Raw genomic sequence first — 21,493 nt, 5'->3', positions numbered from 1 at the left:
ATTTTTGATTACTTAAACAATACATTTTTTCTATGCCACTCTAAAGCAGCAATATGTGGATTTAAATCTTTTAAAGTAGGTAAAGAAATTGGGTTATCGGCTCTTAGTTTATTTAGCAAAAAATCAATTTCCAACATTTTTCCAAAATTTTCAGGAAGGTCATTGTAGTTTTTTGAAACAATTATTTTATAATCGTTAGTAAGGGAAAACCAGCCGACATCAAATGCCCAATGATGGAGCTTACAAAATGCTATTCCATTCCATATTTCATCCTTTCCATTCAATCTATGAGGAACAATATGGGCTGCCTCAACTTCCCACAATAAATTATTTGGAGAAGGTAACTTCAACCCACATAAACTGCATTTACAATCATAAGATTCGATAACTATTTGCCTAAATCCTCTTTCCCTTAGACTATGTTCTTTTAATATGAACTTAGTCTGTTTCTCTTTTTTAAAAGGGTCGTATATATTTGGGTATTTTGATAATTTCATCTTATTAACCAGCTTCTGAACTTCAAATGATTTGACAGATAGATTTTCTTTTGTTGCAGATGGTATATTTAATATATTTAATGATTTATCTATACCTGCTTCAGTTAACATCCATTCCTTTTTATTGGTTAACTTATAAGTAGTTGAAGGTCTTGTAATCAGATTTTCATTAGCTAAGGAATCTGCTGCCCGATACAAAAGTCTATGCCAAACAGGCGTTTTAGCTATTCTGTTCTCTTTATAATAGATTCTTTCCAAAACGGAATGTCTTTGCTCTTCATTTAAAGAAAATAAATTAGCAATTTCAGTTACAATTTCTTCTCCTGACGCAAATTCTTTTATTGTTCCATTGTTTTTAAACAAAGTTTTCAAAATAGCTAGTTCAACATCCATTTTCGAAGGCATACCCAATTTTTTAAACATATCTCCTTCGTAACTCATACAACCTAAGCAGCTTTAGTAAACAAATATGAAAATCCGCTACCAACTTTAGAATTATCTCTAATTTTATCTGTCTCTGAAAGGTTTTTTAGACGTGTTTTAGCCCAATCACCAGTTGGCACCATCACTTCTTCCTGATACATATTAAATTTTTTATCCTTATTAAATTGAAGCAATCTTTCCCATGAGTCTCTAAATCGATTGGGCCATTTCCCAGGGTAGGAATTTTTTTTGTGCCAAATGAATTCTTCAGTCCAAAACCACCCTTGTTTTCGCATTTCAAGAATAAGTTCCATCACATACGTACTTCTCTCTCCATCGACAACTTTCTCTTTAATGTTTAAAACAAAGGTTCCTGTTGGCTTTAATACTCTTAAAAGCTGTTCTGAAATTGGTGAAAACCATTCAACATATTTGTCAGGATGGATACCACCATAAGAGCTTTTACGCTGATCTGCATAAGGAGGAGATGTAAAAATTAAATCAACTGAGTTGGTTGGAAATTCTTTTAAATTTTTTTTACAATCTCCTAGTCTAATATCAGTTTCTATAATCATTTATCTTTAATTATTAAGTTTCAACCACCGCAAAGATAATAATTTTTCCTATATGTTTGATCAAGCTAAACTTCAATTACCAAATTCTAATACAGCCAATTCCTACAAATGTATCACCTCATCATAAGCTGCAGCAGTAGCTTCCATCACTGCTTCACTCATGGTCGGATGGGGGTGAACTGCTTTCAAAATTTCATGGCCTGTGCTTTCAAGTTTTTTTGCCAGCACCAGTTCAGCTATCATTTCAGTGACATTGGCACCTATCATATGCCCTCCGAGGAGTTCACCGTATTTGGCATCAAATATTACCTTGACAAAACCTTCCTTTGCTCCTGAAGCACTGGCTTTTCCCGATGCAGAAAATGGAAACTTGCCCACTTTGATGTTATATCCGGCTTCTTTTGCTTGTGCTTCCGTCATACCGACACTCGATACTTCCGGCCAGCAGTATGTACATGATGGGATATTATTGTAGTCAATAGGCTCAGGATGATGGCCGGCTATTTTTTCCACGCAAGTGATACCTTCTGCGCTTGCTACGTGCGCCAGGGCCTGGGTAGGAATCACATCTCCAATAGCGTAGATACCAGGTACATTGGTGCGATAATATGCATCCGTTTTGATCATACCACGATCCAAGTCGATGCCTAATGCTTCCAGTCCTATATCTTCAGTATTGGGAGTGACACCTGCTGCGGAAAGTACCACATCACATTCTATCACTTGTACACTCTCGTCCTTTCTGCTTTTGACCGTAACTTTGCAAGTGGACCCAGTGATGTCTACATGTTCTACAGCACTGTTTGCCAGGATATTCATTCCTGCTTTTTTATATATTTTAGCCAGTTCTTTGGATATATCAGTATCTTCACGAGGTAACAATCCTTGCTCCAAAAATTCCACAACGGTCACTTTAGTTCCTATGGAATTGTAAAAATAAGCAAACTCCACTCCTATGGCACCGGCACCTACAACTACCATACTTTTGGGCTGGTCAGGCAGTGTCATGGCTTCGCGGTAACCGATGATTTTTTACCATCGATCTTGAGATTGGGCAATTCTTTTGCTCTTCCCCCTGTAGCGATAATGATGTGTTCTGCGCTGTACTCTGCCTTTTTGCCTTCTTTATCAGTTACTACTATTTTTTTTCCTCTTGCTAGCCTTCCGTAGCCTTCTATGACTGTGATTTTATTTTTTTTCATCAGGAAATTGACCCCTTTGGACATGCCATCAGCTACACCGCGACTTCGGGAGATCATCTGCTTAAAATCCGCTGTAGGTTCTGCCACATTGATGCCGTATTCGGAAGCATGATGGATGTAATTGAATACTTGCGCACTTTTGAGAAGGGCTTTAGTAGGGATACATCCCCAATTGAGGCAAACGCCTCCTAAACTTTCTTTTTCAACTACGGCAACATTCATTCCAAGCTGAGATGCTCTGATAGCAGCCACATAACCACCGGGACCGCTTCCTAATACAATCAAGTCAAAGTTCATATCTTCAAAATTTTTCGCAAAGGTAAGACTTTAGTATGCTTTTTCAAGATTGATTGGATGATAAATTTATTTCAGGCTTCAAATTATTACTAATTTTGAAAAGATAGATTTATTGTCATGAATTGCTTTACCAATTGGCATCTGAGACTTGTTTAAAATCAATGTCGTTTAGTTAAGAAGTTTTTCTTTGTTTTACCCCATCTAAATCTTTCCTTACAAGGGAAAGACTTCATAAAGATGCCTTAACTAAACGACATTGTGTTGAATATCTTAAAAAAGAAAAACTATTCGCACTGAATAAAAAATATCTGTTTACATTTGATTTTCAAAATAAAGACATTTGCTGCTCATGACCTTTAAGTTGTATTTGTATGTCACTCTATTCTTAACAACTTCAATGATATCGGAGTCTACCGGTCAATCAGAAGTAGTACGTGCGGGCATTGCCGGATTATCACATAGTCATGTTCACTGGATTTTAGGTAGGCCTGATGATGATAAAATGATAGTGGTGGGTATCGTAGAAAAAAATCAAGAGCTTGCCCTTCGCTACTCAAAAATGTATAATTTTTCAATGGAAATAGTTTTTCCTACTATCCAGGAAATGATCCAAAAAACAAAGCCTGATGCGGTAATGGCGTTTGGTCCGATCATTGAACATCTTGCGGTGGTAGAGGCATGTGCACCGTCTGGAATACATGTTATGGTAGAAAAACCACTGGCTGTAAGTCTCGACCACGCCAGAAAAATGCAAAACCTGGCCAAAAAACACCATATCCACCTGATCACAAATTATGAAACAACATGGTATCCCACTGTACATAAAGCCAATGAATTGCTCATTGCTGACAGTATAGGAAATCTAACTCAACTTGTCATCAGAGATGGGCATCGGGGACCACTGAAAATAGGTGTTGACAAAGAATTTCTCGTTTGGCTTACAGACCCGATACAAAATGGAGGCGGAGCTATCACTGATTTTGGCTGCTATGGTGCCAATCTTTCGACCTGGATGATGGAAGGAAAAAAACCGCGGAGTGTCTTTGCTATCACACAACAATTTCAGAAAGAAAATAACCCAAAAGTAGATGATGAGTGTACAATCATCCTGGAGTACGACAAGTCAAAAACCACAATTCAGGCATCTTGGAACTGGCCAATCGGACGAAAAGATATGGAAGTGTATGGAACGACGGGAGCTATTTTTGCTGATAACAGAACCGACCTGCGAATGCGTATCGCCGAAGGTTATGATGTGTACAAAGAAACTCTCAAGAAACCATCGCTATTGCCTGAACCTTACAATGATCCTTTTTTACTTTTTTCGGCCCTGATACGCAAGAAGATCTCTTTAAAACCTTATGATCTTTCGTCATTGGAGAATAATATGATTGTCATGGAAATCCTTGAAGCAGCAAAAATATCATCCAAAAAAGGTAAGGCGGTTAAGATAAAGCCATAAATAGATAATTAAAAAATTAAGCTTACCTATACGGAATTACCATAATAACCAAAAGTAAAAATAACAAGATGAATTCCAACTCTCACGATGACAGAATAGCCAAAATGACATTTGCTTCTGTATACCCACACTATGTCACAAAAGTAGAAAAGAAAGGCAGATCCAAAGAAGAATTGCATCAGGTCATAACCTGGCTTACGGGGTTTGATGATACACAAATTCAACAACAAATAGACGATAAAGCAACTTTCCAATCTTTTTTTGAAAGTGCCTATTTAAACCCTAATGCGCGTCTTATCACCGGACTCATCTGTGGATACCGTATTGAAGAAATAGAAAATCCATTGACAAAAAAAGTTCGGTTTCTCGACAAGTTGGTAGATGAACTGGCAAAAGGCAGAAGTATGGACAAGATATTGAGGTGACTAAAGTAGATTTTGATTATTTCTACTCTCGCCCTTCTATTTCAGGCATTAAACATAACTAAATTATCCACTTACTGAGCCCAATTATGTACATTTGGACAAAATTTAAAATTATATATCTGGCATGCAACATAACATAAATGTAAAATCCCTTACCCAAAACAGAAGGCAGTTTCTTAAAAATACAAGTTTAGCGGCATCGCTTCTTTGTATGCCTGAAATGTCATTTTCATCTTCGATTACAACAAAAGGAAAATCCGTGACATTTGGTTTGATCACTGATGTGCACCATGGATATGCCACTGATGCACAAGCGAGATTGGAGTCATTCATATTTGAAGCATCAAAACAAAAACCTGATTTTATCATCCAATGTGGAGATTTTTGCCATCCGAATGCCGAAGCCAAATCATTTTTAGATCTATATAATTCATATAAAGGTGCAAAGTTTCATGTTCTGGGAAATCATGACATGGATCATGGTGATAAAAGAGACATTATGGATTTTTGGGGTTTAAAAAACAGATACTATTCATTTGATCAGGGTGATTTTCATTTCATTGTATTGGATGGTAATTATATATTGAAGGATGGGCAGTATGTGGAGTATGAAAAAGGCAATTATTTTAAATTTATAAAAAGTCGGGATTATATCAATCCTGAGCAAATAGAATGGTTGAAGAGTGACCTAGCTGCCACAGATAAACAATGTATTATTTTTTCACATCAGTCTATCGGAGAGATTTGGGGTGGATATTGTGTACCTAACCGTCATGATGTCAGGAAAATCATAGATGATGCCAATAATCGTCCTGATTTTCAAAAAGTGATAGCATGCTTCAGCGGACACCATCATGTAGATGACCATAGCATCATTAATAAAGTTCATTATTTCCAGATGAATAGTGCTTCTTATTACTATGCTGGTGAAGGCTATGGTTCGGAAGGTGGAAAATCGATGTACAAAGATCCTCTGTACGCATTTATCAAAATAGATCCTTCAGGCAAAATAGAAATAAAAGGACGCCAAAGTCACCTAGTATCGCCTACACCTACAGAAAAAAAACATCCAGATGCTGCTCGTATTACTGCTCAAATTTCCGACTGGAAGGTACCGTTTTCAATCAAATAAATTTAGAAAATAACATGACTCTCTTGAAATCATCTTTTTACTATTTCTCACTCAGATCCAAAATACCATTTTCAGTGGCTTTATTGCTGATATTGACATCTGGTGTATATGGACAGAAAACATCAACCGATTGGCTAATAACTCCGGTAAAACAAAAAAGCCAAATCATCCAAGGCGACCAATTTCTTGAGCTAAACAATGGTTTGATTTCCAGGCGCATACACATAACACCTAATGCAACTACCACAAGCTTCAAAAACCTAAGCACAGGAGAAGAATTCATTCGTTCAGTCAGACCGGAAGCCAGAATAACTTTAAATGGCGAGACCTATAATATTGGTGGACTATATGGACAAAAAGAACATGCTTATCTTCTTGAAACATGGATCAAAGACTTTGTGAAAAAGGAAGCTGATTTTCAGTTTACGAGATATGAATCCGGGGAAGTACAGCCACATTTCCAATGGAATTGTCAGACCTGGGCATCCAATAAAAAATGGCCTACAGGTAAGCATCTTCAGTTATTTTTTGCATCAAAAAATCCAGCACTTAAAAATATCGAAGTTGTGGTGCATTATGAAATATTTGATGGAATTCCGGTCATCAGCAAATGGGTCACCTTAACAAATCTTTCAGCTCAACCGATAAAAATCAATCAGGTCGTCAACGAAATCCTGGCACTTGTGGAAGAAGAATCTGCTGTAATTGGAAAACCTGAAAAAATGAAAAAGCCCCAAAAAATCTACATTGAAAACAACTTTGCATATAACAATGCCATGCGATACGAACTTTCTGATCAGGGCACACACTGGCATACTGACAGTACGTACACATCACAGGTCAATTACAATTATGAGACACCCTGTGTCGCGGAGGTGTATCCACATCAGGGTGTAGGTATAGAATTGGCTCCCGGAGCTAAATTCAAATCGATACGCACATACGAATTGTTATTGGACTCCTATGATCGCGAACGCAATGGTCTTGCACGCAGAAAGATGTATAGAACACTATTTCCGTGGACAACACAAAATCCCATATTTATGCATTTAGTGAGCACAGACTCTGTGCAGGTAAAAAACATCATCGACCAATGTGCAGAGACCGGATATGAGATGGTCATTCTTAGTTTTGGGAGTGGCCTGAACATGGAGGATGACTCGCCGGAAAACATCAGAAAGTTTAAAGTTCTGACCGATTATGCTCATAGCAAGGGAATAAAACTGGGTGGTTACTCACTATTCAGCAGCCGCAGGATAGATGATGAAACAGACGTCATAGATCCGATAACGGGACTTCCCAACAAAGGGGCATTTTTTGGACACGCACCTTGTATGGCCAGTAAATGGGGTATCAACTATGTCAGAAAAATCAGAAAATTCATCACTGAAACAGGATTTGACCTGTTGGAACATGATGGCCCCTACCCTGGTGATGTGTGTGCTTCAACATCACATCCGGGTCATAAAGGACTGGACGATTCTCAATGGGTACAAATGGAAATGCAAAAACAACTATATCGTGATCTCAATGCTCAGGGAGTATACATCAATGCACCGGACTGGTACTTTTTAGACGGTTCGCATAAGATCGCCCTTGGATACAGAGAAGTCAATTTTTCTCTATCACGTGCACAACAAAAAATACTCAATCGCCAAAATATTTACGATGGTACATGGGACAAAATACCTTCTATGGGGTGGGGATTTGTACCGTTGACAAGATATCAGGGAGGAAATGAAGACGCCATTTTGGAGCCACTGAGTGAGCATCTGGATGACTACAAACAACTGATGATCCAATATTATGGTGCCGGTGTTCAGGCTTGTTACCGCGGACCCAGACTATATGATACTGAAGATACCAAAAAAGTGGTCAAAGAGACCATAGATTGGTATAAAAAGTACCGAAACATCCTGAATGCAGACATCATTCATTTGCGTAGAGCTGACGGCAGGGACTGGGATGGCATCATGCATGTGGATCCGCTATTAAAAGAAAAAGCATTTGTTCTATTGTACAATCCGCTAAAAACAAATATCACCCGAAAAATCAAGTTACCCCTATATTATACCGGATTGACAAAAGATGCCAAAATAAGTCTGCACGACTCCTCTCCTAAAGCATATACTTTATCCAGAGATTATCATACAGAAGTGGAAGTGACCATACCCGCTGATGGATATATTTGGTTGGTAGTGAGATAATGTCAGATAAAATCACATCATCATATCAAAATGAATAAAAGAACTAATCCATTACAAAAAATGGATAAAGAACTTTACCTTTGTACTGTTAAATAACAACGGCCTCATAGTTCAACTGGATAGAATATCAGACCCGCCTGACCACTACGTAGTAGGCGAGCAGGTTTCGGCTCAACAACTTCTCACAAAACAAACAATAAATAAATTTACCCGTGTTTTCTGTTTATGTATTCCTCTAAATTTACCCCCCTAAATGTGTCCACAAGCCGATGTTTGTGGTTCTTTCATTATTGAGTGAAATCGTTCACTCAATTTGCTTTGCAACCATTCAGTCACCCTTAAAATGGAGGGGACAAGTTCGTTCTTTGAATACTATAGGTATTAAGTTATCAAAAATCAGCTATTTCTGCTTATGCTAATTTTATCAGTCTGTTTATTCAATCGCTACTTTTTATGGTACTTACTTAATTTCAAAACTACATGGTCATATTTACATAGGTATGACAGAAAATATTACAGAAAGAATAATGCAGCACAATTCAGGATATAACACCTCCACCAAAGCCTTTGTTCCATGGTAAATGATACATCAAGAGCAATTTGAAACAAGAAATGAAGCTAAGGAGAAAGAAGTTAAACTTAAAACAAGTAGTGGCAGGAGATTTATTCGCAAAAAATATTTGCCTAACACTTAAGTTATCTTACTTTTGTACTTCGAAAATAAATTGGCCTCATAGTTCAACTGGATAGAATATCAGATTTCGGCTCTGAGGGTTGGGGGTTCGAATCCTCCTGAGGTCACAAAAGCCGCATAAATGCGGCTTTTTTCATTATGTTTTTTATGTATGTACATTTTAACCAGTCTTCATGCAGATCATATATTGTTCAAACCAATTATCTGGAAAATAGGTTACTTAGACACAATTCCGTTTATCAGCCAGCTTCCAAAAATCATCGGCTCTGGATTAAACATTGATAAATGGAATCATCTTTGTTTAAGATTGTGATGGCTTAATAGCTTACACAAATTCTTACATACTTATCGATCTTACGTTTATTCTTGGGGGTAAGCCCATGCTAAGTTATCGCTCAAACCTCCAAAGGAAGTTATAGATGATAGCTATATAGTGTAAAGTTAACTTCTTTTGGTCTTGAACATTTCAGCTATTTCTTTTTCTGTCTTGAAGCCCAAATCCACAAAGGTTGAAGACACAAATTTTTTGATATCCTGATAGTCTCTACCTCTTTTGTCAGTATAGACATCCATGGCGCGATAGATGTATCTCAGGCTGAGTTCTTTGATATTCTGGTTAAATTTTTGATTGAAAAATGTATTGATATAAGATACAAATACTTTATTGATCTCAAAATACTCATGATAGCTCTCGATATCCAGATTGTTGAGGAAGCTTTCACAATATCCGAAAATACCTTCTCTCAAACATTCATTTTCGATACTCAGACCCTTGTGCCGATCGTAGTATTCCTTCACTGCAGAGATGGTATCTTCATGAACATATCCTTTTGTGTGCACTACATCCATAAGGGTATAATACTCAGAAATTCCATCCTTGATGCTTTTATTGATAATTTTAGACATTCTTTTATCAGCATCAGGAGTGATTTCCACTTCTGCTTTGTATAGACTGTGTAGGTGTTGGAAATACTTTGTTACAAACTCAGGATCTTTTTTCCTCAGTTGGTCAAAGATTCCTGATACTATTTTTGCTGATGAGTCACTTATCTGATAAAACATACCTGTCAGCATCGTGATTTCCAAAAAGTCCGGATCGTTCTGCAGACTTTCATTGGAGATCAGTTTATCTAAATGTGGTATGACGCTTTCATTGTTGAATCTGCGGTTTGCTCTGTATTTCAAAAAGTGAATGAGAGATGAACCCATGATTTTCAGCTCAGTAGGATTGGTAGGGAAGTCAGCCGTCAGGTAATTTTGGTTCACAAATTGTTTGCTGTAATTAGCATATCCGGATTGTCTTCCGGTCACTTCTCGGTATTTATCCAGTTTTTGGATATTCAGAAATGATTTTACCTTTTTATTGTTAAGGTTTTCCATCAGATTGGTAAGCCAAATATCACTGCTCAATGCAAAGCCAATCTGCACAGTCTGACCTATTCTGTTTTTTATAAAATCAAAATTGGCCGACTCACAAATGGCGTTCAGGATCTTTTTAAAGTGATCTTGTGGTCTTTTGTATTTGTAGTTAGTATCTTTTTCACCTCTTAATACCGAATAGCCGAGAATTCTTGGTAAAAATAAACCTTCAAAACCCAGGTCCAGCAACTCATTTTCGATAGCTATAAGCTGCAATGGGCTGTTATCAGCAACGTGGCTATATACTTCCATGATATGAGGTTCAAAAGCCTCAATCATTTGTTTGTATAACTCTTCTGACTCATTTTCAAGATAAGCTTCCAGCAATTCAGAATTTTGAAGAGCGTCTTTCAGTTGATCAAGATGTGATTTATATTCTTGTGATAATGCTTCCATGATTGATTATTTTTAAAAAAATGAATGATGTCAAACTTAATTTTTATAAAACAAAACCTGATAAAATAACTCATTTTATCAGGTTTTTGTTTCGGTTATTACCGATATGCACGTTTTATGTGCATAATATTATTTTATTGTATCTTATTCTGCTTTGTCTGTGCTGTCTTCTGATGTTTCATCAGTAGTTTCGTTTGCCTCAGGCGTTTCTACTTCAGCTACAGCTTCAGTCACTTCTGCAACGACTTCTTCTGCTGGGGTTTCAACAACTTCTGTTACAACTTCTTCTACTATTTCTGCCTGTTTTTCAACAACATCTGCAACCACTTCTTCTACTATTTCTGCAGGTGTTTCAACAACTTCTGCAACCGATGACTGAACTTCAGTTGCTGTTTCTTCTACTGCTACCGGTGTTTCTGAAACAATATCTTCAGCGGCTTCAGCAACTGCTTCTGAATCTGCCCTGAAAGCATGTGCTGCGTCTTTTGTTTCTTCATCTGCAACAATAACTTTTTGTTTGGCTGTGCCGGACACCATTACTCTGAATGCTTCTTCTTCAGCTTTAGTCTGTTGTCTTCTCGATTCGATTTTATTTTCTTTTGCATCGATCCACTGTTGCCATAGTATATCTGCCTGTTCTGTAGTCATAGCTCCTTTGTTGACTCCTCTCATCAGGTGTTTTTTGTAATACACACCCTTAAATCTAAGGATTGCTTTGACTGTGTCTGTAGGTTGAGCTCCTTTTACTAACCAATCGTAAGCGGCATTTCGATCTATTTCAATAGTGGCCGGCTTGGTCATTGGATTGTAAGTACCTAATTTTTCGATGAATTTTCCGTCTCTTGGTGACCTTGCATCCGCAACGACGATGTGATAAAAGGGAGCCTTTTTACGTCCTTTTCTGGACAAACGCATTTTTACTGCCATGTGTTAAAATTTTATAATTATTTGAAAATCAAACCCGAATAAGTCGAAAAGTCAACCATCAGGTTTTTAACGGGCGCAAAGGTAATGATAATTTTTAATTTTCCAACACTTTAGAAATTAATTTTTGCCCCGATGGAAGGTAAGAAAGGTAGTTGGTTGACTCTTTCGTACCGGATTCTGTCAAAGTAAAAGATGTTTTCTCTGTTGTAGGCATTGGTGATGCTAAAATTGAGCTCAAGTGACGTATATTTTGAAAATATGATTTTTTTCTGCACTGAAATGTCCAGGCGGTGGTAGTAAGGTAGTCTGCCACCATTTCTGATATCAGAGTATACTATTCCTACGTTATTGGGATTGGTGGTTTCGTAGTCAGTATCAGGTCCTGATAAAAAATCAATATGATTGTAGAAAGCTTTGGTTTTTGTAAATGGAAATCCTGATCCAAGATTCCATCTTCCGCTTATCTGCCAAGTAGCAGCTCTGTCAGGTGTGTAGGTGAGGAGCATATTGGCATTATGTCTTCTGTCAAATATAGTAGGGTATGTCTGCTGACCATCATATCTGTTGACAAAACCATATGAATATGTTGTCCAGATGTACACTTTTGGGATTTCGTATTTGATGGATAGTTCCGCCCCATATGCAGATCCTGTCTCTACCGAATAGTCTGACTGGGTTCTTTGAGTTTTATTTCTATTGACCACGATCAACTGTGGAAAATCTTTATAGTAAGCTTCTGCATTGAGTTTAATATTATTGGAAAGATCATACTCTACTCCTGCAATAGCGTGATGGGAGATTTGAAGTTTATTTTTAACAACATTATTATCAAGGCCCAATACCTGACTTTCAGGACCTGTAAGAAAGCCATTAAATAGGTTGACAACATCTCTCTCATTGGAAGTGCTCAGGAGATTTTGTGTATACCGGCCTCCTGAAACTTTCAATCTGAGATCGTCAGAAATATTGTATTTTAAACCGAGTCGTGGCTCAAAGGTAATCGTCCCCAATGAAGAATAGTATTGTATTCTCACGGAGGGTTCTGCTATTAGATTGCCAAAGATTCTTTTGTATTTTCCAAACAAGCCCAATTCAGTTGTATTTTGCTCCTGAATGATTCTAATACCAAAAGGATTGACAAACTCAAAGTCGGTACGCAGACTTCTGAGGTCCAAACCATATTTTAATTCACTTTTATTGCCAAAAATGGAGAAATTTAACTGTGCAGAGATTTCATCAATTGCTGACGTTCTTGGTTGATCATTCTTTTCCTGAAGTGAAGAATGATATTTTGTAAAACCTACCAATCCATCTATGATGATATCACTTCCTGAAGGTATCAGTACAAAATTTGCTCCGCCTCCGGTATTTGTCCAGTCTATGTTTGCAAGTGCAGGATTGGCATATTTATCCTGATAGTTGAAGCCAAAGATATTGACTTTGCTGCCATTGGCCCCATTAAATGATATTTTGCCATAATAATCTGAAAATGAAAAAGGTAATCCTACCGAATCATTTGTAGCAGCATATTTATACAATGATTTGGAACTGTTTTCTATCAGTGATTTTTTTGCTGTCATCACATATGAAATAGATGAACCTCCTTCTTTAAATTTTTTTAATGGCCCTTCAATTAATCCTTTCACCATAAATGGCCCGCCACTTAAAAAACCACTCATACGTTTTTTGTTGCCTTCTCTCGTAGTAATATCGATTATAGCTGAAATCCTGCCTCCATATTCTGCACCAAACCCACCGGTGTACACTTCAGTGTTTTTGATCAACTCTGTTTCAAAAACTGAGTAAAATCCAACCGAATGAAATGGATTAAATATGTTGAGTCCATCCATGAGGATTTTGTTTTGTATGGGCGATCCACCTCTGATATATATTTGGCCTCCCTGGTCTCCTGTGGAGATTACCCCTGGTAACACCTGCAGATACTGGGCTATATCTGACTCTCCACCAACAGCAGGCAGCGTTTTTATTTGTCTTCCAGTAACAGATATTTGAGAAATATTGACTGTAGATCTGGATTTTTCACGGGATGATGAGATGGATACCTCGCTAAGCTGGACGCTACTTTCGGTCATCGTCACTGACTTGTATACGATAGTATTGGGACTGATTTTTACAGGAACAGAAATACTGTCATAACCTACATATGTAGCTATTAAATTGTAATCTCCGGACGGAACATTTGTGAAGAAATAGAAACCGTTGACATCTGTGATAGTACCCGTATTAGTACCCTTCAACTGTAAATTTGCGCTTATCAGCGGACTTCCTGTCTGTGCATCATATACATGACCCCGTAAAGTGCCATTTTGTGATCGCAATGTAAAACCGGAGTACAACAATAACAGAGTGAAGTAGAGAATGTGGATTTTCAAAATTAAAGCTTTTGGATGCAAAGATAAAGTCGCGTCAAGTAATTACCTAATTAGAGTATGTTTAAATTTTTATTGCCTTATAATCAATACATTAAGAACGTGGCTTCAAAATAATCTCTTGATTTACAACTAATTGTTTTTTTAAACATCTTAATCTTGAAGAACTGGCTTTATTTTTAAGACTTTTTCTGCCCAACTAAAGGTAGCCTTCTTAACACTTTCGATATCTTTTGAAAATACTTCTGATGAAATGACGTGTCCTCCTGCTTGAGGAAAAGCTGTTTTTTGCTTCAAATGGTCTGGTGTACCTATCTGATCGTAGAATTCCAGCATTCTTTTTACAGATACTACTTTATCCTGATTTTCTTCGTCTTTGTAGTAATACCCCATGAATACCGGGACTTTAATTTTTTTAAATTGATCTTCTGTCATAAAATCCTGTATCATGGTTTTGAGCGCGAATAATGCATTGGTATGATATACACTGTTCCAGTATGCCTGGCCAAGCGAATCATAGGTGACTCTGTTGTGGTGACCTTTCATGACAAGGGCCGATAATCTTTTGCCCCAGGGATACAAAAGGAGATCAGACAAAGGGTCATAAATGTCAATATTGGGAGAGTACATGATCATACTATGGATATGTTCGCCTGCGGATGCAAGAATTGCTGATAGTGTACCTCCTGTGGAGCATGAGATCAAGATCACTTTTTCGCCCAGAAGCTTACCTATATCGACTGCATCTTCTGCTGATTGGATAAAATTGTCGGGAGTGAGTCTGGAGAATGAATTGCTGTCAAGCCTGCCATGGTCTTCCAACCTGGGAAGATAAAGGTTAAATCCATACCTTGATGCAAACTCGTGATGGATAGGGTCTCCTTCTTTCTGGCTTGCCGAAAAACCATGAAGATAGACTACGGCATATTCAGTTTTGTGTTTTTTCTCAGGATTTGCCCAAATGACACGTGCCTGATTGTCAGGTTTCAGATCGATGATTTTTGACTCTTTATCAGCAATGAATTGATCAAGTTGAGTCAAAGGCATGTCAATGTCAGTTTCAAGTAAAACAGGAGAATCAAATTTTTCAACAGGTCCAAGGATGATTCCACCTATCAAAAGGAGTACAATAAATCCGGTTACCTTATATCGAGTAGAAAATGATTTGAAAAAATTTAGATTCACAATTATTTGATTATTAATAGCTTGTGATTAATTTTTTTCGTATAGTACTTTCTGTTTAGTTTAAATATCTGCATGGTTTTCTTTTTTTTTATTTGTTTTTTGTCAATACCTGATGAATGTTCCAAACCTGAGGAATGATAGGAAGCTGTCCGTCATTTCTAATAATAAAATCTGCTACTTTTATTTTTTCTTGCTCAGGAAGCTGATTCTTTATCTTTTTAAGTACTTCTTCCCGCGTGGCTTTTTCTCTTTTGATCACCCTTTGTATCCTTATTTCTTCAGGACAAGTTACCACTATCAAACTATCCAGCGACCTGTAACTGCCATTTTCAACCAATAGGGCAGCTTCTTTGAGTACATATTGAATCCCTTGTTTTTGAAATTGTTCAGACCACCTCTTAGCATCTTCATGTACGATGGGATGCACCAAAGAATTGATTTTGGACAAAAGGTCTTTATCTGCAAATATCAGTGAGGCTACATGGTTACGATTGAGTTTTCCATTTTGAAAATAAGCATCTTCGCCAAGTAGGGATTTAATTTTCTTTTTTAACGATTGATTACTGTTCATTATTTTTTTAGCCTGGATGTCAGCATTATAAACGGGCACTTCCAGATTTTCAAAAATCTGACAAACCGTGGTTTTGCCTGATCCTATACCGCCTGTGATGCCTACGATTTTCATAATGTCATTTCTCAGATTTTTTTGAAAGGGTTCTGGTCCAATCTCCCATCAAACCACTTAAGCCTGCTACTAACCCACCTATAATTCCGGTCAGAAAAAATACAGCTCCCTGTGAAACATTTCCGATCAGCCCTCCCAAAATACCGGAAGCAGGCACATCAAAATTTTTATCAGCAAAATATGCTTTCAATGTCCATAAAACAAAGATTCCTAACCGACAGCCGGCAAATGATGAAAATTTTCCAGGATTGAACACATAACATATCGTAAAGGCAATTGGGGCAATTATCCACCATGGTAAAACCATTTGGGCTAAAAATGTCACAACTATGACTACAGGTATAAAGATCAGAGATTTCATTTCTTTGGATTTAAAGTGATAGATTGAGTCGATTTTGCTCGTATTGCTTCTTTATCTGTTGATTTGTTCAATACATAATATTCACCTTTGACCCACGATTCTATCATATTTTTATAATATTTGCTAGTGGGGTTTCCTGACTGGCCACCCGGATATACACCATACGCCTTTACCTCATCTTCCATACTTACCACCATACGCCAACTAGGACCAAAGGAGTTTCCGGTAGCATTGATGGCATCGGGGCATCCCGGTGCAGAAATATCTGTCGAAGAGAGGGCCGGGACTCTGGTCAAATGGTAGATATTGAGGGGTTTGTACGTTCCCCAATTGGTGCCCTTTGATTCTTTTTTCCTTTTTTCCATATCAGCAAAGCTTTCTTTAAGTGATTTGATAATGATATCTCTGGCATTTTCGATATTTTTTGTTCCAGTATAATCGAAATACTTATTTTTCGGATCGTTGATGATAAGTTCAAGTAATCTCCAGTCATCAGGATACTCCACGTTCATTTCTTTTCGCAGGGCTTCTATTTCATCCCAGGTATTATCAGCTAGTTTTTTATAAAATAGGTCAAAAATCACTGGGCCTTCCTGAGCAACAGAGTAATGATTATCCCAATTTGTAATGATGTCAAACCATTTCTTTTCATCTCCATTGAATTCATCACCCAGATTCAATGTTTTAATATGGTTCAAATAGTCAGCCGCTTTGTGCGAAAAGGCATCTTGCTGCATTTTTTTCATATCATCAACACTGACACTTGACATAGCAGTAAGTTTGTCATTTACACTTCTGTTTCTGTACCTTTCAAATCTGCCGGTATAATAATAAGGGTATGATTTGTCCGCACTCACCTGATTGGCCGATGAAATAAATCCTCTTTTTGGGTTGATGATTTGAGGATTTTGTTTTCTGGGAATCCATCCCTGCCAGTTGTTTTTGGTATTGTTGCCATTTTCGACAAAACGGCCATCCTGATCATATTTAGCAGGTAGTCTCCCATTGACTCTCAGAGCAATGTCTCCTTGTACTGAAGCAAATCCAAAATTTTGTGCAGGTGCTATATATCCTTCTGTGGCCTGAAGGTAATCATTATAGTTTTTGCACTTCATAGCATTGATAAATACGTTGTACTCGTCTGCATCCGGGACATCATGACACAGCCATCGCATAGCCAAATCGTGTTTGCCGTCTTCCGAAGTGTGGTACACTGGTCCCCAGTAAGTATATTTGACAGTGTCAATCGTTGTTTTACCTCCTTTGACCTTGATCTCTTCAAGCCTGAAATCTACTTCAGTTTCTTTGCCGTCAAGCATGTATTTTGTCCGTTCTTTATTTGTCCATTGGATATGAAAAGATCTTCGACATCATGTCCCACATTGGTTTCGCCCCATGCTATGTAATCATTGAAGCCAATCATAATACCCGGCATCCCGGGGAAGGAAACACCATAAGCATTGAATTCCGGTGTGTGGATATGAAGCTCAAACCAAATCGATGGTAAGCCCAGACTCAAGTGCGGGTCATTACAAAAAATCGGTCTTCCTGAAGCGGTTTTACTACCACCAACTGCCCAGGAATTGCTTCCTATACCTTTTTCCTTTTTTTCATAATATGCATTGAGTATTTTCTGATTGTAGAAGGCGCCAGGATCTTGTTTTTGGCCATATAGTGTATCAAAAGAATATGGTTTTTCAAGAGGGATAATGGGGTTTTCTACACTTTGTTTTTCAGGATACAACATATTAAAATCATCTGTGCCCAATGCCTGAAGCAGATTTGTTTTATTAATATCGCTGTTGCGTCCTGCCAGCGTAAGTGACATTTGTTTAAATACCAAAGCACACTTTAGTGCAGACCATTCCTGTGGTTTGATATCAAATAGTTTAAACTCTACCGGATAATCTGCTGGTTTGAGACTTTTTATATATGCATTGACTCCATCCACATATCTGTATGCGGAATTAAAATCTTTAAACTTTTCCCAACCCTTGGTGGCATTTTCAGCGGCAAACTTCATACCTCGCCGACGTTTTTCTTTGTCTATCTCTAAGGTTCTGGCTCCCATTACAGAAGACAACTCACCTGATGCGGCAAGAGCAAGGAATTCCATCTGAAAAAGCCTGTTTTGCGCTTCTACATATCCTTGGGCAAAGAGGGCATCCTCCATATTGGATGCAAAAATGTGTGCCACTCGTCTGTCGTCATACACTATCTCCACCTTGTCCTTAAGACCGTACATGTCTAACGTGAGATCGACTTTTTCATTTTTAGTGTTGGAAGACCATATTCCACCGAACGGGTTTAAAAATTTTCCAAATGGAGGTATTGGATTTTGCAATAATTGGATATTCCCATTGAGGAACAATACCAGAATGACAGTGAAGATAAATGATGAAAAATAAAATATTTTTTGGGTCATAATGATTTAGCTTGATTTTTGCCATAATAATACTATGAATTTTAGTAACACAATACATTTTGACAGTATTTTTATGCTTTACGGATGTTTGCTACTGATTATCACGTAGGCTTTGTTTCTTTTCAGAAAAAAGTTTTTGTGTTGGTTGATGATCTCTGGGTAATTAATTCATTGTAGATTTTTACCCAATGGACTCCAGAAAAAGCTTAAGGTCAACATCTTTTGTCAGGCCCAGTTTTTTGCGCAGTCTGTATCTGGTCGCCTTAAATTCTTCCTTAGACACGTTCATAAATGCAGGTATTTCATTTTCAGAGAAGTCATTTACAATCAAGAGTGCTGCTTTGATTTCCTGTTGTGTCAAATTGGGGTACATGTTTATCAGTCGGGTAAAATAATGGTCACTTCGAATATTTTCTGCAGTACCTGGATTGGTTTGACTATCATCATCTATATTATAGTGTACTATCTTATCTATGATGTTGACCAATTTAGTTTTTGAGTCATCCTGACTTTCGGCGAAAGACATATTATCCAATCCATCCCTTATAGACGTGAGATAGTCTCTGAATTCCTGCTTGTGTGCTTCTAAAAAATCGGGAGAGGAAGCACCGGTAGATGCCTGAACTGCTATCTGATAATTTTCTTCCAAAACATTTTTGATTTCAAGATCAATTATTTCTTTGTGGAACTGTATATATTCATTTTCTTTTCTAAGGAATTCTTGCTGCAATTGGTTTTCTTTTCGCCTTTTTAAAAATATAAAATACAATCTCACTGCTAAGGCCAAAACAATAAATATAATGGCGTAATATAGATATTTATATTGATCAGGATGAATAATCAATGAAATGGGTACATTTTGTCCATCATTGAAAAAACCATTGATCGGTCTCTGCTTTGTAATACCAATGTCGAATACATTTTGAATAAAAAATAAACTAATAAATGTCAATAAACCGGATAACACAGGAGTCATAACCCATCCCATTGCAATGTTACCCAAAACACCAAAACGTACTTCCTGTATGCCCTTGACTAATCCGATACCGATCACAGCACCAACCACGACCTGCGTGCTGGACACAGGCACAAGCGGAATTGCCGGAAGGCCAACTGAAGTAAATACATTGGACAGGGTCGTCGAAGAAAAAATGAATAGTACCAAAGATTGTGAAACTACTACAACCAATGCATTTTCAGGTGTCAAAGTCACAATATCGCCTCCAACAGTTTCCATTACTTTTTTACTGTACGTCAAGATACCCAATGCTATGGATAATCCGCCAAGAAAAAAAAGCACCTGCACTGAATTAAAATTCAATGTACCGATTTGAAAAGTGATGTCAGCAGAATTTACAAAAACGCCCATCACGTTGGCTATATTATTTGCTCCAAGACTATATGCTCCAAATGCTCCGGCAGCAATGAGGCCATACCTGACCAACATGTCTATTTTTATCACATGTACGGTGGTAGTTTTGATAAATCTCCTGATCAACAGGTATAATAAAGCAGAAAATATGGCCCCTAACACCGGCCCATATACCCAGGAACTTATCAAAACAGATAGAATAGAATAATCAACAGGATTGGAAGTAAAGTAACACCACGCTACGATAGACCCCACTATGGCCTGCCCTGTAGAAACAGGAAGTTTTAGTTTTGTCATCAAAGCTACTATAAGCGCTGAACATAATGCAACAGAAAATGCACCTCCCAACGTATCCACTCTTCCAAGTTGTGAAAGTGTATTGGTCGTCCCTGTTCCCTGTATCATTGCACCCAGCATTACAAAAATACTGGCTATTATGGCTGCTTTGGTGAATTTGATCATTCGGGTACCTACGGCGGTACCAAAAATATTTGCTGCATCGTTGGCTCCCAACGACCATCCCAAAAATAAACCACCTGATAAAAAAAATAGTATTGTCATCTTAAACCATTCTTTTTATTGCCATGATTGTCAGCAGATCTGCCACTTTTTCGGCATTATCAGAGATGTTTTCTATATGTAATGTAAAATATCTAAGGTGAAATTTTTCCGCCAACTTGAGTTCAGGCATTTCTCTGAAAACTTTCCGTCTGATCATATCTGCAAGTACGTCGGTCTCTTTTTCATAAAAATATACCCTATGTATCTTATCATTGACTGAAGAAGGATCGTTAAAATAAGATTTTGCAGCAGGGATGACCGATTCTGCTGCTGAAGCAGAGATTTGAGTAAGTTTTAAAAAATCATTGATGAGAGATGAAGGTATCAATGGCATTTCAACATCAAACTGGAACAGATTTTTTTTTGATAAATCAATAATATTATCCATTTCTTCAAGCAGTTTCATGATATCTCCCCTTAATTGGGGCATCAATGACTGTGTGTACAAGGTATGTTCGATTTCCTTCCTGATACTGTCAGATTCCAATTCGAGTTTGGCAAGGTGTTGTAAATTGTTTTTGAAACTTTCAGTACTATTGTACAGGTAGTTTTTTACTCCTTCTTTAAATGTAAGTACACTCTCATCCACAAGATTGAGAAATCTGTCAATTAAGGATATTGATTTGTTAGCGTTTGAAAAAATCATTGTCTCCGGTTACGTTTGAAATAAAAAAAACAATTCTTTATAATCTACAATAATAATCACTAGGACGATCTAATAGATTATATAGGTATTGGAACAATTTATAAAAGTGTCAAAGTTAATAAATCTTTTGAATACTGAATTTTGAATTACAAATAGTGAGTTCACTCCCATAAGTTTTTAATGAAGAGTATTAGAAACATAGAAAATGAATT

16 protein-coding genes, 1 tRNA gene and 2 pseudogenes are annotated in these 21,493 nt (G+C 37.4%); 6 read left to right on the top strand and 13 right to left on the bottom strand.

Annotation, left to right across the window (positions count from 1 at the left end; genetic code table 11):
* Window positions 1-8: 8 nt before the first annotated feature.
* From IPK35_07860 to lpdA, 3 genes and pseudogenes are all read right to left on the bottom strand, one after another.
* Window positions 9-938, bottom strand: a complete 930-nt coding sequence (locus IPK35_07860) for an HNH endonuclease (protein ID MBK8053170.1) — start codon at window positions 936-938, stop codon at window positions 9-11.
* A gap of 32 nt (window positions 939-970) precedes the next feature.
* Window positions 971-1,495 (bottom strand): annotated as a pseudogene (locus IPK35_07855) (site-specific DNA-methyltransferase).
* Window positions 1,496-1,597: 102 nt separating this feature from the next.
* Window positions 1,598-2,994 (bottom strand): annotated as a pseudogene (gene lpdA / locus IPK35_07850) (dihydrolipoyl dehydrogenase).
* Window positions 2,995-3,343: 349 nt separating this feature from the next.
* Here lpdA and IPK35_07845 point away from each other — a divergent pair.
* From IPK35_07845 to IPK35_07820, 6 genes are all read left to right on the top strand, one after another.
* Window positions 3,344-4,456, top strand: coding sequence for a Gfo/Idh/MocA family oxidoreductase (locus tag IPK35_07845; protein ID MBK8053169.1), 1,113 nt, complete (start codon window positions 3,344-3,346; stop codon window positions 4,454-4,456).
* Between the two features lie 68 nt (window positions 4,457-4,524).
* On the top strand, window positions 4,525-4,881 hold the full coding sequence (locus IPK35_07840; protein MBK8053168.1) for a DUF2200 domain-containing protein: 357 nt from the start codon (window positions 4,525-4,527) through the stop codon (window positions 4,879-4,881).
* Between the two features lie 124 nt (window positions 4,882-5,005).
* Window positions 5,006-6,013 carry a metallophosphoesterase gene (locus IPK35_07835; GenBank protein MBK8053167.1) on the top strand — a complete coding sequence of 336 codons (1,008 nt, stop codon included), beginning with the start codon at window positions 5,006-5,008 and terminating at the stop codon, window positions 6,011-6,013.
* 74 nt (window positions 6,014-6,087) lie between these two features.
* Window positions 6,088-8,220 (top strand): alpha-galactosidase, encoded by a 2,133-nt coding sequence (locus IPK35_07830; protein ID MBK8053166.1) that lies wholly within the window; start codon window positions 6,088-6,090, stop codon window positions 8,218-8,220.
* 440 nt (window positions 8,221-8,660) lie between these two features.
* Window positions 8,661-8,801, top strand: coding sequence for a GIY-YIG nuclease family protein (locus IPK35_07825; GenBank protein MBK8053165.1), 141 nt, complete (start codon window positions 8,661-8,663; stop codon window positions 8,799-8,801).
* Window positions 8,802-8,947: 146 nt separating this feature from the next.
* Window positions 8,948-9,021 (top strand) — tRNA-Arg (locus IPK35_07820).
* A 334-nt stretch (window positions 9,022-9,355) separates the two neighbouring features.
* Here the strand turns inward: IPK35_07820 and IPK35_07815 are convergent.
* The 10 genes from IPK35_07815 to IPK35_07770 form a co-directional block, all read right to left on the bottom strand.
* Window positions 9,356-10,729, bottom strand: coding sequence for a hypothetical protein (locus IPK35_07815; protein MBK8053164.1), 1,374 nt, complete (start codon window positions 10,727-10,729; stop codon window positions 9,356-9,358).
* Between the two features lie 144 nt (window positions 10,730-10,873).
* Window positions 10,874-11,656, bottom strand: coding sequence for a 30S ribosomal protein S16 (gene rpsP, locus IPK35_07810; protein ID MBK8053163.1), 783 nt, complete (start codon window positions 11,654-11,656; stop codon window positions 10,874-10,876).
* A 110-nt stretch (window positions 11,657-11,766) separates the two neighbouring features.
* Complete coding sequence (locus IPK35_07805) at window positions 11,767-14,043, bottom strand: TonB-dependent receptor (GenBank protein ID MBK8053162.1); 2,277 nt, start codon at window positions 14,041-14,043, stop codon at window positions 11,767-11,769.
* A gap of 156 nt (window positions 14,044-14,199) precedes the next feature.
* Window positions 14,200-15,231 (bottom strand): alpha/beta hydrolase, encoded by a 1,032-nt coding sequence (locus IPK35_07800; protein ID MBK8053161.1) that lies wholly within the window; start codon window positions 15,229-15,231, stop codon window positions 14,200-14,202.
* Between the two features lie 88 nt (window positions 15,232-15,319).
* Window positions 15,320-15,916, bottom strand: a complete 597-nt coding sequence (locus IPK35_07795) for a dephospho-CoA kinase (GenBank protein MBK8053160.1) — start codon at window positions 15,914-15,916, stop codon at window positions 15,320-15,322.
* A gap of 4 nt (window positions 15,917-15,920) precedes the next feature.
* The gene (locus tag IPK35_07790) at window positions 15,921-16,277 is read right to left on the bottom strand and encodes a hypothetical protein (protein ID MBK8053159.1); all 357 of its coding nucleotides are present in this window, start codon (window positions 16,275-16,277) and stop codon (window positions 15,921-15,923) included.
* On the bottom strand, window positions 16,274-17,596 hold the full coding sequence (locus IPK35_07785; GenBank protein MBK8053158.1) for a penicillin acylase family protein: 1,323 nt from the start codon (window positions 17,594-17,596) through the stop codon (window positions 16,274-16,276). Before IPK35_07785 ends, IPK35_07790 begins: the two co-directional genes overlap by 4 nt.
* Window positions 17,569-18,702 (bottom strand): penicillin acylase family protein, encoded by a 1,134-nt coding sequence (locus tag IPK35_07780; protein MBK8053157.1) that lies wholly within the window; start codon window positions 18,700-18,702, stop codon window positions 17,569-17,571. The genes IPK35_07785 and IPK35_07780 overlap by 28 nt, the downstream gene beginning before the upstream one ends.
* A 181-nt stretch (window positions 18,703-18,883) precedes the next feature.
* Window positions 18,884-20,635: an inorganic phosphate transporter gene (locus IPK35_07775; GenBank protein ID MBK8053156.1), complete on the bottom strand. Its 1,752-nt coding sequence runs from the start codon at window positions 20,633-20,635 to the stop codon at window positions 18,884-18,886.
* A 1-nt stretch (window position 20,636) separates the two neighbouring features.
* The gene (locus IPK35_07770) at window positions 20,637-21,281 is read right to left on the bottom strand and encodes a DUF47 family protein (GenBank protein MBK8053155.1); all 645 of its coding nucleotides are present in this window, start codon (window positions 21,279-21,281) and stop codon (window positions 20,637-20,639) included.
* Window positions 21,282-21,493 lie beyond the last annotated feature (212 nt).

The sequence above is a fragment of the Saprospiraceae bacterium genome, assembly GCA_016713025.1.
Taxonomy (GTDB): domain Bacteria; phylum Bacteroidota; class Bacteroidia; order Chitinophagales; family Saprospiraceae; genus OLB9.
This window is presented reverse-complemented; position numbering and strand designations above follow the sequence as displayed.